Genomic DNA, 19760 nt, shown 5'->3' with positions numbered 1-19760 from the left:
ATTCGCCCGGTGGCGCTGCGCTTACCGGGCCTACGACGTGCCCCATCCAGGCCGGGTAAGGCGCAGCCGCCACCCGGCATTGTTCAGGAACCCAATCTCCATGTCCTCATCCCGTCCGGTGTTTCGCTCCCGCTGGCTGCCGTACCTGTTGGTCGCGCCTCAGCTGGTCATCACCGTTATCTTCTTTATCTGGCCTGCGGGCGAAGCGCTGTGGTACTCGGTACAAAGCGTCGATCCGTTCGGGCTCTCCAGCCAGTTCGTCGGGCTGGACAACTTTACCGCGCTATTCCATGACAGCTACTACCTGGACTCCTTCTGGACGACGATGAAGTTCAGCGCGCTGGTGACCGTCAGCGGCCTTGTTGCCTCGCTGTTTTTCGCCGCGCTGGTGGACTACGTGGTGCGTGGCAGCCGCCTGTATCAGACCCTGATGCTGCTGCCTTACGCCGTGGCCCCCGCCGTTGCCGCCGTGCTGTGGATCTTCCTGTTTAACCCCGGACGCGGGCTGATTACTCACTTCCTGGCAGAGTTCGGCTACGACTGGAACCACGCCCAGAACAGCGGTCAGGCGATGTTCCTGGTGGTGTTCGCCTCGGTGTGGAAGCAGATCAGCTATAACTTCCTGTTTTTCTTTGCCGCGCTGCAGTCCATTCCGCGCTCGCTGGTGGAGGCCGCCGCGATTGACGGCGCAGGGCCGATTCGGCGCTTCTTCAGGCTGTCCCTGCCGCTGATTGCCCCGGTGAGCTTCTTCCTGCTGGTGGTTAACCTCGTCTACGCCTTTTTCGACACCTTCCCGGTGATCGACGCCGCCACCGCGGGCGGCCCGGTCCAGGCGACCACCACGCTGATTTACAAGATCTACCGCGAAGGTTTTGCGGGGCTGGATCTCTCTGCTTCTGCCGCCCAGTCCGTCGTGCTGATGTTCCTCGTCATCATCCTCACGGTGGTGCAGTTCCGCTATGTTGAAAGTAAGGTGCGCTACCAATGATTGAGAACCGTCGCGGGCTGACGATTTTCAGCCATACCATGCTGATTTTAGGGATTATCGTCATCCTGTTCCCGCTGTACGTGGCCTTTGTCGCCGCCACGCTGGACACCAAAGCGGTGTTCGATACGCCGATGACGCTGATCCCGGGCGGGCATCTTTTCGAGAACATGAAAACCATCTGGACCCAGGGCGTGGGCGCCAATAGCGCGCCGTTCTGGCTGATGATGCTCAACAGCTTCATCATGGCGTTCGGCATTACGGTTGGCAAAATTACGGTGTCGATGCTCTCGGCCTTCGCCATCGTCTGGTTTCGCTTTCCGCTGCGTAACCTGTTCTTCTGGATGATTTTTATCACCCTGATGCTGCCGGTGGAGGTGCGTATCTTCCCGACGGTGGAGGTGATCGCCAACCTGAAGATGCTGGACAGCTACGCGGGCTTAACCCTGCCGCTGATGGCCTCGGCGACCGCCACCTTCCTGTTCCGCCAGTTCTTTATGACCCTGCCGGACGAGCTGATTGAGGCCGCGCGCATCGACGGCGCCTCCCCGATGCGCTTCTTCCGCGACATCGTGCTGCCGCTGTCGAAAACCAACCTTGCGGCGCTGTTTGTGATCACCTTTATCTACGGCTGGAACCAGTACCTGTGGCCACTGCTGATTATTCAGGACGTCAACCTTGGCACCGCCGTGGCGGGCATCAAAGGCATGATTGCCACCGGTGAAGGTACCACCCTCTGGAACCAGGTGATGGCGGCGATGCTGCTCACCCTAATCCCACCCGTAGTCATTGTTTTAGCCATGCAGCGCGCGTTTGTCCGCGGCCTGGTCGATAGCGAGAAATAAGATGGCAGGTTTAAAACTTCAGGCAGTTACCAAAAGCTGGGACGGTAAAACCCAGGTCATTCAGCCGCTGACGCTCGACGTGGCGGATGGCGAATTTATCGTGATGGTCGGCCCGTCCGGCTGCGGGAAGTCCACGCTGCTGCGCATGGTGGCGGGGCTGGAGCGCGTGACCTCGGGGGATATCTGGATTGACCGCCAGCGCGTCACCGAGATGGAGCCGAAAGACAGGGGCATCGCGATGGTGTTTCAGAACTACGCCCTCTATCCGCACATGAGCGTGGAAGAGAACATGGCCTGGGGGCTGAAAATCCGCGGCATGGGCAAAGGCCATATCGAGGAGCGCGTGAAAGAAGCCGCCCGCATTCTGGAACTCGACGGCCTGCTGAAGCGCCGCCCGCGCGAGCTCTCCGGCGGCCAGCGCCAGCGCGTGGCAATGGGGCGCGCTATCGTGCGTGACCCGGCGGTATTCCTGTTCGACGAGCCGCTGTCTAACCTCGACGCCAAGCTGCGCGTGCAGATGCGCCTTGAGCTGCAGCAACTGCACCGTCGTCTGAAAACAACGTCTCTGTACGTGACTCACGATCAGGTCGAAGCCATGACTCTCGCCCAGCGCGTAATGGTGATGAACAAAGGCGTTGCCGAGCAGATTGGCACCCCGGTGGAAGTGTACGAAAAACCGGCCACCCGCTTTGTGGCGAGCTTTATCGGCAGCCCGGCGATGAACCTGCTGGAAGGGCGCATCAGCAGCGCGGGCACCCACTTTGAACTGGAAAGCGGGATGGCGCTGCCGATCAACTGGTACTATCGTGGCTACGCCGGGCGTAAGATGACGCTCGGTATCCGCCCCGAGCATATTGGTTTAACCTCTCAGGCGGACGGCGGCGTGCCGCTGGTGATGGACACGCTGGAGATGTTGGGTGCAGATAACCTGGCGCACGGACGCTGGGGCGAGCAAAAAATTGTGGTGCGCCTGGCGCATCAGGAGCGCCCGAAAGCGGGCAGCACGCTGTGGCTCCACCTGCCGGAAAACCATCTGCACCTTTTTGACGGTGAAACAGGACAACGAGTATGAGCAACTGGCCTTATCCCCACGTCGTCGCCCACCGTGGCGGCGGTAAGCTGGCCCCGGAAAACACCCTGGCGGCGATCGATGTCGGCGCGCGCTACGGCCACACGATGATCGAGTTCGACGCCAAGCTGTCGAAGGACGGCGAAATTTTCCTGCTGCATGACGACAATCTTGAACGCACCAGCAACGGCTGGGGCGTGGCGGGTGAACTGCCGTGGTGCGATCTGCTGAAGGTGGACGCCGGAAGCTGGTATAGCGGCGAGTTCAAAGGCGAACCGCTGCCCCTGCTGGCGGAAGTGGCCGATCGCTGTCGGCAGCATGGCATGATGGCGAACATCGAAATCAAACCGACCACCGGCACCGGGCCGCTGACGGGCAAAGTGATTGCCCTTGCCGCGCGCGAGCTGTGGGAAGGCATGACCGCGCCGCTGCTGTCGTCGTTTGACATCGACGCGCTGGAGGCCGCACAGGCAGCTGTACCGGAGCTGCCGCGCGGGCTGCTGCTGGACGAGTGGCGTGAGGACTGGCGTGAACTGACGGGCCGCTTAGGCTGCGTCTCTATCCATCTGAACCACAAGCTGCTGGATGAGGCGCGGGTGAAAATGCTGAAAGACGCGGGTCTGCATATTCTGGTCTACACCGTTAACAAACCCCAGCGCGCAGCCGAGCTGCTGCGCTGGGGCGTGGACAGTATCTGTACCGATGCGATTGACCAGCTCGGCCCGAAATTTATTTATTGAGCATACTGCCGTTCTGCTGGGTCGGCAGCATATGCTGCTGACCGCTGCTTTGCGACATCCCGCCCCCTAACATCCCGCCGTTTTTATTTGGCAGCGGCTGCTCGCGCACCTGTCCCTGCTGCACGCGCTGGGTGTTGGCGTTCATCTGGTTTTGCAGGCTCTGCTGCTGCATCTGGGTCTGTGTTCTCAGCTGCTGATTGAGCATCCCTTTCTGCTGCTGTTGCTGGCTCATCATCTCGGTCTGCATGCGCTGCTGGCTCGGGATAACGTAACCCTGCTGGTTCGGGTTATTCATGGTGTTGAGTGGCTGTGCGAGCGCGGCAAACGGGATCAGCGCCGCAATAATCATCAAGCGTTTCATTGTCATTTCCTCCTCTTGAGGCCTCTCTTAAGTTTACCCTGATTTCACCATGACGATGATTTTTTAGGAGTTGTGAACCAGGCTTAAGCGGGGAATATGGATCCCTTCACCTGGAGAACAATAATGATGAAACCAACCTTCTTGCGCTGGGTCGCCATCGCCGCGCTGATGGCAGGCGGCACATTTACCGTGGCGGCCAACCCGCCCGCCGCTCCTCCCGTCTCTTACGGCGTGGAAGAGGATGTTTTTCACCCCGTGCGGGCCACGCACGGCATGGTGGCCTCGGTTGACGCGCTGGCGACCCAAGTGGGCGTCGATATTCTCAAGCAGGGCGGTAACGCGGTGGATGCGGCGGTCGCGGTCGGGTACGCGCTGGCGGTAACGCATCCGCAGGCGGGGAATCTGGGCGGCGGCGGCTTTATGATGCTGCGCACTAAAGACGGCAAAACCACGGCCATCGACTTCCGAGAAATGGCGCCTTCTCAGGCGTCCCGCGATATGTTCCTCGACGACCAGGGTAACCCGGACAGCAAAAAATCCCTGACCTCGCACCTCGCCTCCGGCACGCCGGGCACCGTTGCGGGCTTCTCGCTGGCGCTGGAAAAATACGGCACGATGCCGCTGAACAAGGTGGTGCAGCCTGCCATCAGGCTGGCGCGGGAGGGTTTTGTGGTCAATGACGCCCTGGCGGACGACCTCAAGACCTACGGCAGTGAAGTCATTCCCAATCACGAAAACAGCAAGGCGATCTTCTGGAAAGACGGTGAACCGCTGAAGAAGGGCGATAAGCTGGTGCAGAAGAACCTCGCCAAAAGCCTGGAGCTGATTGCGGAGCACGGCCCGGACGCGTTCTACAAAGGGGCGATTGCCGACCAGATTGCGGAAGAGATGCAGAAGAACGGCGGGCTTATCACCAAAGCTGACCTGGCGGAATACAGGGCGGTCGAGCGCGAGCCGATTAGCGGCACCTACCGCGGCTACGAGGTCTTCTCCATGCCGCCGCCGTCCTCCGGGGGCATTCACATCGTGCAGATCCTCAATATTCTTGAAAACTTTGATATGCACAAGTTCGGCTTCGGCAGCGCGGATGCCATGCAGGTGATGGCGGAGGCGGAAAAACGCGCCTATGCCGACCGCTCGGAATACCTCGGTGATCCGGACTTCGTGAAGGTGCCGTGGCAGGCGCTGACCAACAAGGCGTATGCAAAATCCATTGCCGATCAGATCGACATCAACAAGGCTAAGCCGTCGAGCGAGATCCGCCCCGGCAAGCTGGCGCCGTATGAAAGCAACCAGACGACCCACTTCTCGGTGGTGGATAAAGACGGCAATGCGGTGGCGGTAACCTATACGCTCAACACCACCTTTGGCACCGGGATTGTGGCGGGCAACAGCGGCATTCTGCTGAACAACGAGATGGATGACTTCTCCGCCAAGCCGGGCGTGCCAAACGTCTACGGGCTGGTCGGCGGCGATGCGAATGCGGTGGGGCCGAAGAAGCGTCCGCTGTCGTCCATGTCGCCAACCATCGTGGTGAAAGACGGGAAAACCTGGCTGGTGACCGGCAGCCCTGGCGGGAGCCGCATCATAACTACCGTGCTACAGATGGTGGTGAACAGCATCGACTTTGGCATGAACGTCGCCGAGGCGACCAATGCGCCGCGTTTCCATCATCAGTGGCTGCCGGACGAGCTGCGCGTGGAGAAGGGCTTTAGCCCGGACACCATCAAGCTGCTGGAGCAGCGCGGACAGAAGGTGGCTGTGAAAGAGGCGATGGGCAGCACCCAGAGCATTATGGTGGGGCCAGACGGCGCGCTGTTTGGCGCGTCGGATCCGCGTTCGGTGGATGATTTGACGGCGGGGTATTGATTATTCCCCTCACTCTAACCCTCTCCCCATAGGGGAGAGGGGAGTGTGTCACTTCATTCTCGCCATGAAGTACGCGTCCACATATTCGCCGTTGCGCAGGGCGTAGCGCTTGCCGGTGCCTTCAATTACGAACCCGTGCTTTTTGTACACCGCGATTGCCGGTTCGTTATCAACAAATACCGTTAACTCAATGCGATCGACGCGCAGCCAGTTGTCGCACATATCAATCATGGTTCGCATCAGCGCGCTGGCAACGCCCCGATTTTGCCATTGCGCACCCACACAAATACCGAAATCGGCAACGTGGCTGCGACGCGGGCGTTGTGCGACGGCAATGCACAGGTGCCCGGCGACGGTCCCGTCGATACAAGCCACCAGCTGTTTAATGCCGGGCTGATCGGTTAGCCGGTCATGCCACATCTGCTCTGAGGGATGAGGAACCTGTAGCGTGTTGTGGTACACCTCCGGCTGGGCGTGGATCTGACGAATGGCATCGTAATCTCTCGGTTCAGCGTGGCGTATCACTATCTCACTCATTCCTTGTTCCTCAGTCGGTTAAAAGTCCCCTCCAACATCAATGACTTTAAAATTTGAGTCAACCGCTATTTTTTGCAAAAAGTATTGGACAAGTGCGAATGAGAATGATTATTATTGCTTTGCATTCAGGAGGACCCCTACGGGAACCTGAAAGCACGACATTGCTCACATTGCTTCCAGTATTACTTTAGCCAGCTTCTCGCTGGCTTTTTTTTTGTTATGGTTAAACTCAGTAACCTTCCAAAAGGACTGAGCCATGACACTACATTGCGCATTTATTGGATTTGGCAAAAGCACCACGCGTTACCACCTTCCGTATGTCCTCCACCGTAAAGACACCTGGCATGTGGCCCAGATTTACCGCCGCCGCGCGAAGCCGGAAGAGCAATCCCCGCAGTACTCCCACATTCACTTCACCAGCGATCTCGATGAAGTATTGAATGACCCGCAGGTAAAGCTGGTGGTTGTCTGCACCCATGCCGACAGCCATTTTGACTATGCGAAACGCGCGCTCGAAGCGGGCAAGAACGTGCTGGTGGAAAAGCCGTTCACCCCGACCATTGCCGAAGCGAAAGCGCTGTTTACGCTGGCGAAAAGCAAAGGACTAACCGTTACCCCGTATCAGAACCGTCGCTTTGACAGCTGTTTTCTGACGGCGAAAAAGGCGATTGAGAGCGGCAAGCTTGGCGACATTGTGGAAATCGAAAGCCACTTCGATTACTACCGCCCGGTGGCGGAAACCCAGCCCGGCCTGCCGCAGGACGGCTCGTTCTATGGTCTGGGCGTACACACCATGGACCAGATCATCTCCCTGTTTGGCCGCCCGGACCACGTAGCGTATGACATTCGCAGCCTGCGCAACAAAGCCAACCCGGACGATACCTTCGAGGCCCAGCTGTTCTACGGCGACCTTAAGGCTATAGTTAAAACCAGTCACCTGGTGAAAATCGATTACCCGAAATTTATCGTTCATGGCACCAAAGGCTCGTTCATTAAGTACGGCATTGACCAGCAGGAGACCAGCCTGAAGGCCAACATCATGCCGGGCGAACCGGGCTTTGCAGCGGACGATTCCGTAGGCGTGCTGGAGTACGTGAACGATGAGGGCGTAACGGTCAAAGAAGAGCTGAAACCGGAAACCGGCGACTATGGCCGCGTCTACGATGCACTGTATGAAACCCTCACCAGCGGCGCGCCGAATTACGTCAAGGAATCTGACGTTCTGACCAACCTTGAAATCCTTGAACGGGCCTTCGAACAGGCTTCTCCTGCCACGGTAACCCTCGCGAAATAAGCAAAAACGGCTCCTCTGGGCTTGTTCATAATTTTTGAACAGAGGAGTCAATTTTCACCCTCTATGATCCCCGACCGTTTGAGTCCACACTTACTCCATCGAAACGAACTGAGGGTGAAAACAATGCTCTACTTACGCAAAGCAAACGAACGCGGTCACGCAAATCATGGCTGGCTGGACTCATGGCATTCATTCTCGTTTGCCGACTACTACGACCCGAACTTCATGGGCTTCTCCGCGCTGCGCGTGATTAACGACGACGTGATTGATGCAGGCCAGGGCTTCGGTACCCACCCGCACAAAGACATGGAAATCCTGACCTATGTGCTGGAAGGGGCGGTTGAGCACCAGGACAGCATGGGCAACAAAGAGCAGGTGCCGGCGGGCGAGTTCCAGATTATGAGCGCGGGTACCGGGGTGCGTCACTCTGAGTACAACCCGAGCAAAACGGAAAAACTGCACCTGTATCAAATCTGGATCATTCCAGAAGAGACCGGCATCACGCCACGCTACGAGCAGCGCCGCTTCGACGCGAAACAGGGCAAACAGCTGGTGCTGTCCCCGGACGCGCGTGAAGGTTCCCTGAAAGTGCATCAGGATATGGAGCTGTACCGCTGGGCGCTGGCGAAAGACGAGCAGTCCGTGCACCAGATTGCCGCCAACCGCCGCGTCTGGATCCAGGTGGTGAAAGGGGAAGTGTCTATCAACGGCACCAAAGCCACCACCGCCGATGGTCTGGCCGTCTGGGATGAGCAGGCGCTCTCCGTGCACGCCGACAGCGAAAGCGAAATCCTGCTGTTTGACCTGCCTCCGGTCTAAATAATTTCTCAACCTTCCCTTTTAAACGGGGAAGGTTGAGCTTTGTCCGTGATAAACTGAGCAAATCTCTCACTTCAAGATTTCTCAGGACGATGAAAAAGAAACGCCCCGTACTTCAGGATGTCGCCGATCGCGTCGGTGTGACCAAAATGACGGTCAGCCGTTTTTTACGTAACCCGGAACAGGTTTCCGTGGCGTTGCGTGGCAAGATTGCCGCCGCCCTTGATGAACTGGGTTATATTCCCAACCGCGCCCCCGATATTCTCTCCAATGCGACCAGCCGTGCGGTGGGCGTTCTGCTTCCTTCCCTGACCAACCAGGTTTTCGCTGAAGTTCTGCGCGGCATTGAAAGCGTCACCGATGCGTTTGGCTACCAGACCATGCTCGCTCACTATGGGTACAAGCCGGAACTGGAAGAGGAACGTCTTGAATCAATGCTTTCCTGGAACATTGACGGCCTGATTTTAACCGAACGTACCCACACGCCGCGCACGCTCAAAATGATTGAAGTCGCCGGTATTCCGGTGGTGGAGCTCATGGACAGCCAGTCGCCATGCCTCGACATCGCCGTTGGGTTCGATAACTTTGAAGCGGCTCGTCAGATGACAGCGGCGATCATCGCCCGCGGTCATCGTCATATTGCCTATCTGGGTGCGCGTCTTGATGAACGTACTATCATCAAACAGAAGGGATACGAGCAGGCGATGCTCGACGCAAATTTAACCCCGTACAGCGTGATGGTGGAGCAGTCCTCATCTTACACCTCGGGTATTGAGCTGATGCGTCAGGCACGACGCGAGTATCCGCAACTGGACGGTATTTTCTGTACCAACGATGACCTTGCGGTGGGCGCGGCGTTTGAATGCCAGCGTCTGGGGCTGAAGATCCCTGATGACATGGCGATTGCCGGCTTCCACGGTCACGACATCGGTCAGGTGATGGAGCCGCGTCTGGCGAGCGTTCTGACACCGCGTGAACGCATGGGCCGCATTGGTGCAGAACGCCTGCTGGCGCGCATTCGTGGAGAGACGGTTACCCCTAAAATGTTAGATTTAGGTTTCACCTTGTCACCGGGTGGATCTATTTGAACTGACAAATTTGAAGTAGCTCACACTTATTCACTTCGCGCACGTTTGGATATTGCTTCTCTTTTGCCCCAGCAGGACAATGTTACCGATAACTGTTACCCGTAACAATTGACTGAGGGACACCCTTTGAGCACGACTAATCACGATCACCACGTTTACGTCCTGATGGGCGTGTCCGGTAGCGGTAAATCTGCCGTGGCGAGCGAAGTGGCGCATCAACTTCAGGCTGCGTTTCTTGATGGTGACTTCCTCCATCCGCGCAGCAACATCATGAAAATGGCCTCCGGCGAACCGCTGAACGATGACGACCGCAAACCGTGGTTGCAGGCGCTGAATGACGCCGCGTTCGCGATGCAGCGCACCAACAAAGTCTCCCTGATCGTCTGCTCCGCGCTGAAAAAAACCTACCGCGACCTGCTGCGCGACGGCAATCCGAACCTCTCGTTCATCTACCTGAAAGGCGATTTCGGGGTGATTGAAAGCCGTCTGAAAGCGCGTAAAGGCCACTTCTTTAAAACCCAGATGCTGGTGACGCAGTTCGAAGCGCTTCAGGAGCCGGGTGAAGATGAAAAAGACGTCTTAGTGGTTGATATCGATCAGCCGCTGGAAGGTGTTGTAGCCAGCACCATCGAGGTCATTAACAAAAGGCAGTAAGTTTTGAGTACATTAACGCTAGTTTTGACAGCAGTGGGTTCGGTATTGCTGCTGCTGTTTTTAGTGATGAAGGCGCGTATGCACGCCTTCGTTGCTTTGATGGTGGTTTCTATTGGTGCAGGTCTCTTTTCCGGTATGCCGCTCGACAAGATCGCCGCGACGATGGAAAAAGGGATGGGAGGCACGCTGGGCTTCCTGGCGATTGTGGTCGCGCTGGGCGCGATGTTTGGCAAGATTCTGCATGAGACGGGCGCGGTCGACCAGATTGCCGTCAAAATGCTCAAATCCTTCGGGCACAGCCGCGCGCATTACGCGATTGGCCTGGCCGGTCTGATTTGCGCACTGCCGCTGTTCTTTGAAGTGGCGGTGGTGCTGCTCATCAGCGTCGCCTTCTCCATGGCGCGCCATACCGGCACTAACCTCGTGAAGCTGGTCATTCCGCTGTTTGCGGGCGTGGCGGCGGCTGCGGCGTTTCTGCTGCCAGGGCCGGCGCCGATGCTGCTGGCCTCCCAGATGCACGCCGATTTTGGCTGGATGATCCTGATTGGCCTGTGTGCGGCCATCCCGGGGATGATTATCGCCGGTCCGCTGTGGGGCAATTTCATCAGCCGTTACGTTGAGCTGCACATCCCGGACGACATCACCGAGCCGCACCTGGGCGAAGGCAAAATGCCGTCATTCGGCTTTAGCCTTTCTTTGATCCTGCTCCCGCTGGTGCTGGTGGGTCTGAAAACCATTGCCGCGCGCTTTGTGCCGGTCGGTTCTACCGCGTACGAATGGTTTGAGTTCATTGGTCACCCGTTCACGGCGATTCTGGTGGCGTGTCTGGTGGCGATTTACGGCCTGGCGATGCGCCAGGGTATGCCGAAAGACCGCGTGATGGAGATCTGCGGTGCCGCGCTGCAGCCTGCGGGTATTATCCTGCTGGTGATCGGTGCCGGCGGCGTGTTCAAGCAGGTGCTGGTGGATTCCGGCGTGGGCCCGGCTCTGGGTGAAGCACTGACCGGAATGGGCCTGCCGATTGCGGTAACCTGCTTCGTGCTGGCTGCGGCGGTGCGTATCATTCAGGGGTCTGCAACCGTGGCGTGCTTAACCGCCGTGGGTCTGGTGATGCCGGTGATTGAACAGCTGAACTACTCCGGTGCGCAGATGGCCGCGCTGTCTATCTGCATCGCGGGCGGTTCGATTGTCGTCTCGCACGTTAACGACGCTGGCTTCTGGCTGTTCGGCAAGTTTACTGGTGCGACCGAAGCGCAAACCCTGAAAACCTGGACGCTGATGGAAACCATCCTCGGCACCACCGGGGCCATTGTCGGGATGATTGCCTTTACGCTGCTCAGCTAAATGCAATGATTTAACAAGTCAAAAAGGCCCGGTAGCGTCAGCGCTTACCGGGCCTTTTTTATTATCCAGGGCATCAGGCCGGGCCATAACCCGGCATTGTGTTACTCGCCCTGCGTCGCGCTCTCAATCGTCAAGCGCACATCCGACGTAATCAGTTCAGCCAGCATCTGGTAAACCTTCAGCGTCTCTTCCGGCTCGGCATCGCCCGTATCGCTGATGAAGCCTTCGTCACGCAGCGTCAGCACCAGCGAGCTGAATACCGCCTTGTCGAAGAATTCCGGGGCGTTAATGCCGTGCAGAACAGACAGGCGCTGCGCCAGCGTCCGGCTCTCTTTCTCCAGCGTGCCGCGGTTGATGGACGGGTTCGCGCTCAGCAGCCAGAACGTAATGGCGTAGCGCTGCAGCGTTTCGCGCGCACCGGCCGCCAGCAGTTGCAGGGTACGGGAGCGTGACGGATTGATGTGCAGCTCGTCGTTCGCAACGGTGATCAGCCCCTGACGGCGCAGCTCTTCCGTCAGTTTATCCAGCTCAACGGCCAGTTCTTCCTTGCTCCAGCGCAGGAATAGCTCCGCTTTAAGCATTGGGTAGAGCGTCTCAACGTGGCGCAACAGCTCCTGACGTGAAATACGGCGATGCTGGGTGATAATGGCCGCCATGAGCGACGGCAGCATCAGCATATGAGCGATGTTGTTGCGGTAGTACGTCATCAGTACGGCCTGCTCGCGCGGCAGAATGATGATATCGCCGATCGTATCTTTCTCGACTTCGAACTTATTCATCTGCAGCGCGTGATCGATAAGCTCGCTGGCGGTAGCAGAAGGAGCTGTCGAATCAACCGAGTATGGCACGTTGCGCATCATGTCCAGATAGCAGTCCAGCTGCTCCGTGAGCTGTTCACGGGTCAGGGAACGCTGACGTGAAGCCAGCAGCGCCGTACAGCACAGGTTCATCGCATTGGCCGCACCGGCGTTGTTAATGCGCACCATCAGTTCGGACGCGATACCGTTCACCGTTGGCGTCAGCCAGGCCGGACGCACCGCTTCGATAGGGTCGATAGACTCGCGCCAATCCGGAACATGATGGTTCAGATACGTCATCAGCGGCATCGGCTCGCCAAAGTTTACGTAGCCCTGACCCAGGTTGCGTAACTTGCTCAGGCCGCGCAGCATCTGCGGCAGGCTCTCTTTCTCTTTGGTCGCACCGCGCAGTTCTTTGGCGTACGTGCCCACTTCCATCACGTGCTCATAGCCAATGTAAATTGGCACAAGCGTGATTGGACGCGTACCGCCGCGCAGCATCGCCTGAATGGTCATTGACAGCGTGCCGGTCTTCGGATCGAGCAGACGACCGGTACGGGAGCGCCCGCCCTCAACGAAGTACTCTACGGAGTAGCCGCGGCTGAACAGCTCGCCGAGATACTCGCGGAACACGGTGGAGTAGAGCTTGTTGCCCTTGAAGGTACGACGAATAAAGAACGCGCCCAGGCGGCGGAAAATCGGGCCTGCTGGCCAGAAGTTCAGGTTAATACCGGCGGCAATGTGCGGCGGTACCAGCCCCTGGTGATAGAGCACGTAGGAGAGAAGCAGGTAGTCCATGTGGCTGCGGTGGCAGGGGACATAGACAATCTCATGACCATCGTGCGCCAGCTGACGTACACGCTCAGCGTTATGCACGTTGAGGCCCTGATACAGGCGGTTCCAGGTAAAGCCGAGAATACGATCGGACAGGCGAATCATCTCGTAGGAGAAGTTCGCTGCGATCTCTTCCATCAGCGCAATGGCGTTCTGCTGGGCTTTCTCATGGGAAATTTTCTTGCTGCGCGCTTCGTCTTCAACGGCGCGGGCGATCGCTTTGGAGGCCAGCAGCTTGTTGAACAGGTCCTGACGCGCCGGAAGACGTGGCCCTACGGCCGCCAGGCGCTGACGGGCAAAGTGCATACGCGCCACGCGCGCCAGTTTTTGCGCGATGATCTTGTCAGTGCCGTGCTCGTCCGCCATTCGGCGAAGGGAGACGGAAGGGGAGAAGCGCACAAAGCTGTCGCGTCCCAGCCAGGAGACCGCGAAGAACTTCTGGATGCCGTTAAGCATGCGCAGCGGCGGGTTCTCTTCGCCTTTTTCGCGGCCCGGACGGCGACCAAACATCACCGATACCGGCACCATCTGCACATCCAGGTCAGGATTGCTGCGGTGCAGGTCGAGATAGTCGTGGAACAGCTTGATGGACTCTTCTTTCGGTGTGTAATAGGTAAACACGCGCGGCCCGCCGTGAATGAACACGTAGCGCGGCAGCAAAGTGCCGTCAACTTCCAGTGGTTCAAGCGGATCGGGTAAATCATGCGCCAGACACTGGGCACGGAGCGTTAGCAGGTCGGCCTTAGAGTTATAAGGCAAAACGTACATAATAGGGCGCGACGTATCGAGCCCCAGTTCCAGCGCGGGTTCTGCTGGGATAGACTTGCTTTTTACCAGTATGCTTAATGGTAAATTAAGTAATTTGTAGTAAATTCGTGGCCAGCCGGACATAAACGATGTAAAGCCTCTGGTTAATAATGCAATTGCGGCGCAAGGATAACAGAAAGCGCGCAAAATTTCTGTTGTTACCCGTCATACTTCAGGCGGCAGCGAAACGCGCTGCAGCTCCTGTTACTGACGCTCTTTTTTAAAAAAGGTTCTTTTAATGGCCAATAATACCACTGGGTTGACGCGTATCATCAAAGCCGCCGGCTATTCATGGAAAGGTTTCCGTGCCGCGTGGGTCAATGAAGCTGCTTTTCGCCAGGAAAGTGTCGCCGCTATCGTCGCGGTTATCATTGCCTGTTTCCTTGATGTAGATGCCATTACCCGCGTGCTTCTCATCGGTTCCGTACTTCTGGTGATGATAGTGGAAATTCTCAATAGCGCTATTGAGGCCGTGGTCGACCGGATCGGCTCTGATTTTCACGAGCTCTCTGGCCGCGCGAAAGATATGGGCTCCGCCGCTGTCCTGCTGGCGATTATCACCGCAGCCATTACCTGGGTCACGCTGCTTTGGTCACATTTCCGATGATGCTCGAGGAATAATTAAGTCCCTGGTTTTTTGTGCAGTTTTTGGTTCCAAAATCGCCTTTGACTGTATATACTCACAGCATAACTGTATATACACCCAGGGGGCGGAATGAAAGCATTAACGACCAGGCAGCAAGAGGTGTTTGATCTCATTCGGGATCATATCGGCCAGACGGGTATGCCACCCACGCGTGCGGAAATCGCGCAGCGTCTGGGTTTCCGTTCTCCGAATGCTGCCGAGGAACACCTGAAAGCGCTGGCGCGTAAGGGTGTGATTGAGATTGTGTCAGGCGCGTCGCGTGGTATCCGCCTGCTGGTGGAAGAAGAGACGGGCATTCCGCTGATAGGCCGCGTTGCCGCAGGTGAACCGCTGCTGGCACAACAGCATATTGAAGGTCACTACCAGGTCGATCCTGGTATGTTCAAGCCGAGCGCTGATTTTCTGCTGCGCGTTAGCGGGATGTCGATGAAAGACATCGGCATTCTTGATGGCGACCTTCTGGCCGTTCACAAAACGCAGGATGTGCGAAACGGCCAGGTGGTGGTTGCGCGCATTGATGACGAAGTGACCGTTAAGCGCCTGAAAAAACAGGGTAACACTGTTCAGCTGTTGCCCGAAAACAACGAGTTCACCCCGATTGTGGTCGACCTCCGCGAACAGAGCTTCTCTATTGAAGGTCTGGCTGTTGGCGTGATTCGTAACGGCGAATGGCTGTAATCTCTTCCTGACAGGCTACGCTTCCGCTGTAGCCTGCTTCATTTACCCTTCCCGGTATCTCTCATGTCACTGCTGACGGCATCTGATAAGGCATTGTGGCGTCTTGCCCTGCCGATGATTTTCTCCAATATCACCGTGCCCTTGCTGGGTCTGGTCGATACGGCCGTTATTGGTCATCTCGATTCCCCTGTTTATCTTGGCGGCGTGGCGATTGGCGCGACGGCAACCAGCTTTCTGTTTATGCTGCTGCTCTTTTTACGTATGAGCACCACCGGGCTCACTGCACAGGCGTATGGTGCGAAAGATCCGTTACGTCTGGCGCGTGCGCTGGTGCAGCCGCTGATCCTGGCGCTTGGCGCGGGGGTACTCATTGTTTTACTGCGCACGCCCCTGATAGACCTTGCGCTCCATGTTGTTGGTGGCAGCGAGGCGGTACTGGAGCAGGCGCGTCGCTTCCTGGAAATCCGCTGGCTCAGCGCGCCCGCTTCGCTGGCAAACCTGGTTCTGCTGGGGTGGTTACTGGGTGTGCAATACGCCCGTGCGCCAGTGATTTTGCTGGTCGTGGGAAACCTTCTCAACATTGTGCTCGATCTCTGGCTGGTGATGGGCCTGCATATGGACGTGCGCGGTGCGGCACTGGCGACGGCGATTGCCGAATACGGAACCTTACTCATTGGGCTGTGGATGGTCTGGCGCGTGCTGGCCCTGCGCGGGATATCCCTTGTAATGCTGAAAAGCGCATGGCGCGGCAATATCCGTAAACTGCTGGCGCTCAACCGTGACATCATGCTGCGCTCGCTTCTGCTACAACTCTGTTTTGGCGCATTGACGGTTTTTGGTGCCCGTCTTGGGCCTGAGATCGTCGCGGTGAATGCGGTCCTGATGACATTGCTGACGTTTACCGCCTACGCGCTGGACGGCTTCGCCTACGCCGTTGAGGCGCATTCCGGGCAGGCGTACGGCGCGCGGGAAAGTGGCCAGCTTAGGGATGTCTGGCGGGCAGCCTGTCGACAAGCGGGACTGGTGGCACTGGCGTTTGCACTCATTTATGCCTGTTTTGGCCGTGACATTATTGCATTACTCACTTCGATCCCGGCTTTACGTGAACTGGCGGACCACTACATCGTCTGGCAGGTGATCTTGCCGGTGGTGGGGGTGTGGTGTTATCTGCTGGACGGCATGTTTATCGGTGCGACGCGCGGAGCGGAAATGCGCAACAGTATGGCGGTTGCGGCGGCGGGGTTTGGTTTGACGCTGCTGACGCTTCCGTGGCTGGATAATCACGGTTTGTGGCTGGCGCTTGCGGTCTTTCTCTCACTGCGCGGCCTCTCGCTTGCCTTTATCTGGCATCGCCACTGGCAAAATAATACCTGGCTTCCTTCCCGTCACGATATATCGTGACGGTTAAAGATTCCGAATATGAAATCAACTGCCGAATCCTCAACTACTATTATTATCACGTCCAGCAGAAAAGAACGTAACGGACGTTACGACCCGACGCTTAACTAAGAGGACACGATGATGAATAAAGACGAAATCGGCGGCAACTGGAAGCAGTTCAAAGGTAAAGCGAAAGAACAGTGGGGTAAGCTGACTGATGACGATATGACCGTCATTGAAGGCAAGCGCGATCAGCTTGTCGGTAAAATTCAGGAACGTTACGGCTACGCGAAAGATCAGGCGGAAAACGAAGTCAAAGACTGGGAAACGCGTAACGACTACCGCTGGTAACGCTGAATAACCCACAGAGGCGGCTTAAGAGCCGCCTTTCTTTTGCTGCTAACGCGGCTTTTTCTTTATCAGAATTGAGTGGTCGTGCTGACACGCATCCTGATGTCGACAGGCTTCCACCTCAACGCATGCAGAACACAGCCCGTGCGCTTCAATCACGTTATGACGCAGGGCAAAACCCATTTTTGCCGCCAGCGTGTGCATAATGTCCTCTACGCCTTCCGCTCCCTCTTCTTTCACTACGCCGCAACGATCGCAGATAAACATGGCCGATGTATGCGTTGGCTGATCGAAAAGATGGCACAGGACATAGCTGTTTGTGGATTCGACTTTATGCACAAACCCTTGTTCCAGCAGGAAATCCAGCGCGCGATACACCGTGGGCGGTTTAGCCTGCGGCTCGCTTTCGCGGAGCAGGTCGAGCAGATCGTAGGCGCTGATCGCCCCCTGTTGCAGGCTCATCAGGCGCAAGACTTCAAGGCGCTGCGGGGTCAGGCGCACATTGCGTTGCGCGCACAGCTTTTCGGCCTGCGCTAACAGCTCTTTTGTGGACTTATCCATTTAGCACCTCGGATGTTCTGGGAGATAAAACCCTCACTTTATCATGTTCTGGCAAAAACACCGATATCCGCCAGGCTGTGCTATACCTGACGCATCGCAAACCGGGAATGTAACAATGAAAAAACCAGACTGTATCAAGCACTGGCGCGACGTAGAAGGGCCAGATGACGCCACCTACCCCGACAGTAACGAGCTTTTTTCCATCGGATCGCCGCTGGCGCGCAGCCTGGGCCTCAGGCGTATAGGCATTCATCATGAACGTTTACCGCCGGGGCGTCGGACGTCCTATCCCCATGCGGAAAGTGACGAAGAAGAGTTTATCTACGTGCTTGAGGGCTATCCTGAAGCCTGGATTAATGGCTATTTGTGGAAACTCGAACCCGGAGACAGCGTGGGCTTTCCCGCCGGAACGGGGGTATGCCACACCTTTATCAACAACACAGAGGAAGAGGTTCGGCTACTGGTGGTGGGGGAGGCCAACAAGAAGCACAACCGCATCTACTATCCGCTTAACCCGGTTTATGCCGCCACGCGGGAAGATCGCTGGGTAGACCATCCGCCACAGTTTTTTGGGCCGCACGATGGAAAACCTGGGAAAAAATAATTTCCTCTTCTATAAATATTGAGGGCCGTCACAAATTACAACAGGCCGTAAGGAAGTTTTACTTAGGGAATGAATTAGCGGGTCTTTTTATCTTTATTCACAGCAATAGTTCGCGCCTGTTTGGGGGATAACAGACAGGGGTTATTTCATAACAGACTATAAGACGGGCATACTGTGAAAAAACATTTTAAATTTTCGGTGGTTAGCATCGCTGTCTCCTTGTTTATGGCAAATCAGGCGGGAGCAGCCAATACCTGGACAGAATCACGTAGCGACGCGATGGGGGGCACCGGCGTTGCTTCGGGCAATTATGGTAGCGGGGCGTTAATTAACCCCGCGCTGCTGGCAAAGGCAAAACCGGACGATGACGTGACGGTCATTTTGCCGTCCGTTGGGGTGCAGGTAACGGATGAGGACAATCTTCAGGATGAGATTGATACCATCAACGACAAAATCAATCACTATAAGGATGTGGTTGATAACCTTACGCCAATCGAGGTTATTACTAATCCGTTAGGCTCCATCAACCAGTTCCAGGGCGCGGCCAAAGATCTGGCCGATGAGCTGGACTATCTCAAAGGCAAAACCGCTCGCGCGACGGCAGGAGCAGGCCTTGCAGTAAGTATCCCTAACGATGTGCTTTCAGTGGCCTTTATGGCGAAAGGGTACGCCCATGGCCGGGTAAGTTCGTCTATCGACCAGCAGGATATTGATTATCTGCGCGGTATTCAAAGAAGCAATCTGGTGGCTGCCGGCGTTGCCCTGGACGCTGCGCTGAACGGCACGGACCAGATCACTAAAAACCTCAACTCAACGGCGTCCGGTCGGGCGGCGATTATCTCCGACTACGGTATTGCCGTTGCCCGCCAGTTTGACCTTGGCGGCGTTCCGGTTTCCGTGGGCGTGACGCCAAAACTGCAAAAAAGCTGGATCTATAACTACACCACCTCGATCTACGATTACGACAGTAATAAGTGGAACGATAGCCGCTACCGTACAGACGATACCGGCTTTAACGTCGATGCCGGTATTGCCGCTGATTTTGGCGAAAACTGGACGGTCGGCGTGAGCGGGCAAAACCTGATGTCGCGCGATATCGACACCAAAGATATCCGCATCCGCAACGGGCGTACGGGGGAAGTGGTGAGCTATAAAGACACCTACCAGATCCGTCCGCTGGTGACCGCGGGCGCTGCCTGGCACAACGATCTGGTGACCCTGACCGCCGATGGCGATCTGACCGAAACCAAAGGCTTTAAGAGCGAAGATACGTCGCAGTATGTTGGGGTCGGTGCTGAAGTGACTCCGCTGAGCTGGCTGGCGGTGCGTGCCGGTTATCGTGCGGATATGAAAGGGAACGACAGCAACGTCTTTACCGGCGGTGTCGGTTTCGCGCCGTTCAATACCGTTCATGTTGACCTGATGGGCCTGTATGGCGAGGACGAAACCTGGGGCGCAGGGGCTCAGCTGAGCATGACGTTCTAAAGTACACCGGAG

The 19760-nt window shown here is 56.9% G+C and carries 20 protein-coding genes; 16 read left to right on the top strand and 4 right to left on the bottom strand.

Annotation, left to right across the window (positions count from 1 at the left end; genetic code table 11):
• Window positions 1–100 precede the first annotated feature (100 nt).
• Genes ugpA through ugpQ form a run of 4 tightly spaced genes read left to right on the top strand, consistent with a single transcriptional unit; the run spans window position 101 to window position 3639 of the window.
• Window positions 101–988: a sn-glycerol-3-phosphate ABC transporter permease UgpA gene (gene ugpA, locus IM265_RS14335; protein ID WP_023618241.1), complete on the top strand. Its 888-nt coding sequence runs from the start codon at window positions 101–103 to the stop codon at window positions 986–988.
• A complete protein-coding gene (gene ugpE, locus IM265_RS14330; RefSeq protein ID WP_028015153.1) occupies window positions 985–1830 on the top strand; it encodes a sn-glycerol-3-phosphate ABC transporter permease UgpE in 846 nt (281 codons plus the stop codon). Before ugpA ends, ugpE begins: the two co-directional genes overlap by 4 nt.
• A gap of 1 nt (window position 1831) precedes the next feature.
• Entirely contained in the window at window positions 1832–2902 is a 1071-nt protein-coding gene (locus IM265_RS14325; protein WP_048957463.1) for a sn-glycerol-3-phosphate import ATP-binding protein UgpC, read from the top strand.
• Window positions 2899–3639 carry a glycerophosphodiester phosphodiesterase gene (gene ugpQ, locus IM265_RS14320; RefSeq protein WP_193032035.1) on the top strand — a complete coding sequence of 247 codons (741 nt, stop codon included), beginning with the start codon at window positions 2899–2901 and terminating at the stop codon, window positions 3637–3639. The genes IM265_RS14325 and ugpQ overlap by 4 nt, the downstream gene beginning before the upstream one ends.
• On the opposite strand, the gene IM265_RS14315 is transcribed toward ugpQ, so the two are convergent.
• On the bottom strand, window positions 3629–4000 hold the full coding sequence (locus IM265_RS14315; RefSeq protein ID WP_045260950.1) for a DUF2756 family protein: 372 nt from the start codon (window positions 3998–4000) through the stop codon (window positions 3629–3631). The two genes, ugpQ and IM265_RS14315, sit on opposite strands and share 11 nt — an antisense overlap.
• Before the next feature lie 123 nt (window positions 4001–4123).
• Here IM265_RS14315 and ggt point away from each other — a divergent pair, with 123 nt between their 5' ends.
• Window positions 4124–5869 carry a gamma-glutamyltransferase gene (gene ggt / locus IM265_RS14310; protein WP_074171895.1) on the top strand — a complete coding sequence of 582 codons (1746 nt, stop codon included), beginning with the start codon at window positions 4124–4126 and terminating at the stop codon, window positions 5867–5869.
• A 48-nt stretch (window positions 5870–5917) separates the two neighbouring features.
• Here ggt and yhhY read toward each other — a convergent pair whose 3' ends face one another.
• Complete coding sequence (gene yhhY / locus IM265_RS14305) at window positions 5918–6406, bottom strand: N-acetyltransferase (protein WP_063155548.1); 489 nt, start codon at window positions 6404–6406, stop codon at window positions 5918–5920.
• 256 nt (window positions 6407–6662) lie between these two features.
• Between yhhY and IM265_RS14300 the strand changes: the two genes are divergently transcribed.
• The 5 genes from IM265_RS14300 to gntU all read left to right on the top strand — a co-directional run bounded on the left by IM265_RS14300 (window position 6663) and on the right by gntU (window position 11605).
• Window positions 6663–7700 carry an oxidoreductase gene (locus IM265_RS14300; RefSeq protein ID WP_193032033.1) on the top strand — a complete coding sequence of 346 codons (1038 nt, stop codon included), beginning with the start codon at window positions 6663–6665 and terminating at the stop codon, window positions 7698–7700.
• A gap of 123 nt (window positions 7701–7823) precedes the next feature.
• On the top strand, window positions 7824–8519 hold the full coding sequence (locus tag IM265_RS14295) for a pirin family protein (protein ID WP_136484530.1): 696 nt from the start codon (window positions 7824–7826) through the stop codon (window positions 8517–8519).
• A gap of 92 nt (window positions 8520–8611) precedes the next feature.
• Window positions 8612–9607, top strand: coding sequence for a gluconate operon transcriptional repressor GntR (gene gntR / locus IM265_RS14290; RefSeq protein ID WP_025757824.1), 996 nt, complete (start codon window positions 8612–8614; stop codon window positions 9605–9607).
• Window positions 9608–9733: 126 nt separating this feature from the next.
• A complete protein-coding gene (gene gntK, locus IM265_RS14285) occupies window positions 9734–10261 on the top strand; it encodes a gluconokinase (protein WP_045260947.1) in 528 nt (175 codons plus the stop codon).
• 3 nt (window positions 10262–10264) lie between these two features.
• Entirely contained in the window at window positions 10265–11605 is a 1341-nt protein-coding gene (gene gntU, locus IM265_RS14280; protein ID WP_014833577.1) for a gluconate transporter, read from the top strand.
• Between the two features lie 101 nt (window positions 11606–11706).
• Here gntU and plsB read toward each other — a convergent pair whose 3' ends face one another.
• Window positions 11707–14127 carry a glycerol-3-phosphate 1-O-acyltransferase PlsB gene (plsB, locus tag IM265_RS14275; protein WP_193032031.1) on the bottom strand — a complete coding sequence of 807 codons (2421 nt, stop codon included), beginning with the start codon at window positions 14125–14127 and terminating at the stop codon, window positions 11707–11709.
• Between the two features lie 154 nt (window positions 14128–14281).
• On the opposite strand from plsB, the gene IM265_RS14270 reads away from it, so the two are divergent.
• From IM265_RS14270 to IM265_RS14255, 4 genes are all read left to right on the top strand, one after another.
• Window positions 14282–14650, top strand: a complete 369-nt coding sequence (locus tag IM265_RS14270) for a diacylglycerol kinase (protein ID WP_193032021.1) — start codon at window positions 14282–14284, stop codon at window positions 14648–14650.
• 108 nt (window positions 14651–14758) lie between these two features.
• Window positions 14759–15367, top strand: coding sequence for a transcriptional repressor LexA (gene lexA / locus IM265_RS14265; protein ID WP_028015162.1), 609 nt, complete (start codon window positions 14759–14761; stop codon window positions 15365–15367).
• Window positions 15368–15430: 63 nt separating this feature from the next.
• Window positions 15431–16768, top strand: a complete 1338-nt coding sequence (gene dinF, locus IM265_RS14260; protein WP_193032019.1) for an MATE family efflux transporter DinF — start codon at window positions 15431–15433, stop codon at window positions 16766–16768.
• Between the two features lie 120 nt (window positions 16769–16888).
• Entirely contained in the window at window positions 16889–17098 is a 210-nt protein-coding gene (locus IM265_RS14255; RefSeq protein ID WP_014882139.1) for a CsbD family protein, read from the top strand.
• A 48-nt stretch (window positions 17099–17146) separates the two neighbouring features.
• Here the strand turns inward: IM265_RS14255 and zur are convergent, their stop codons facing one another.
• Window positions 17147–17659 carry a zinc uptake transcriptional repressor Zur gene (zur, locus tag IM265_RS14250; RefSeq protein ID WP_028015164.1) on the bottom strand — a complete coding sequence of 171 codons (513 nt, stop codon included), beginning with the start codon at window positions 17657–17659 and terminating at the stop codon, window positions 17147–17149.
• A gap of 115 nt (window positions 17660–17774) precedes the next feature.
• On the opposite strand from zur, the gene IM265_RS14245 reads away from it, so the two are divergent.
• Window positions 17775–18263 (top strand): cupin domain-containing protein, encoded by a 489-nt coding sequence (locus IM265_RS14245; protein ID WP_045260944.1) that lies wholly within the window; start codon window positions 17775–17777, stop codon window positions 18261–18263.
• Window positions 18264–18488: 225 nt separating this feature from the next.
• Entirely contained in the window at window positions 18489–19748 is a 1260-nt protein-coding gene (gene traF, locus IM265_RS14240) for a conjugal transfer protein TraF (RefSeq protein ID WP_153657273.1), read from the top strand.
• Window positions 19749–19760 lie beyond the last annotated feature (12 nt).

The organism is Enterobacter cloacae complex sp. P17RS, assembly GCF_014895885.1.
In the GTDB taxonomy this organism is placed as follows: domain Bacteria; phylum Pseudomonadota; class Gammaproteobacteria; order Enterobacterales; family Enterobacteriaceae; genus Enterobacter; species Enterobacter bugandensis.
The sequence above is the reverse complement of the archived record's forward strand: the minus strand, read 5'-3'. Positions and strand labels throughout refer to the sequence as shown.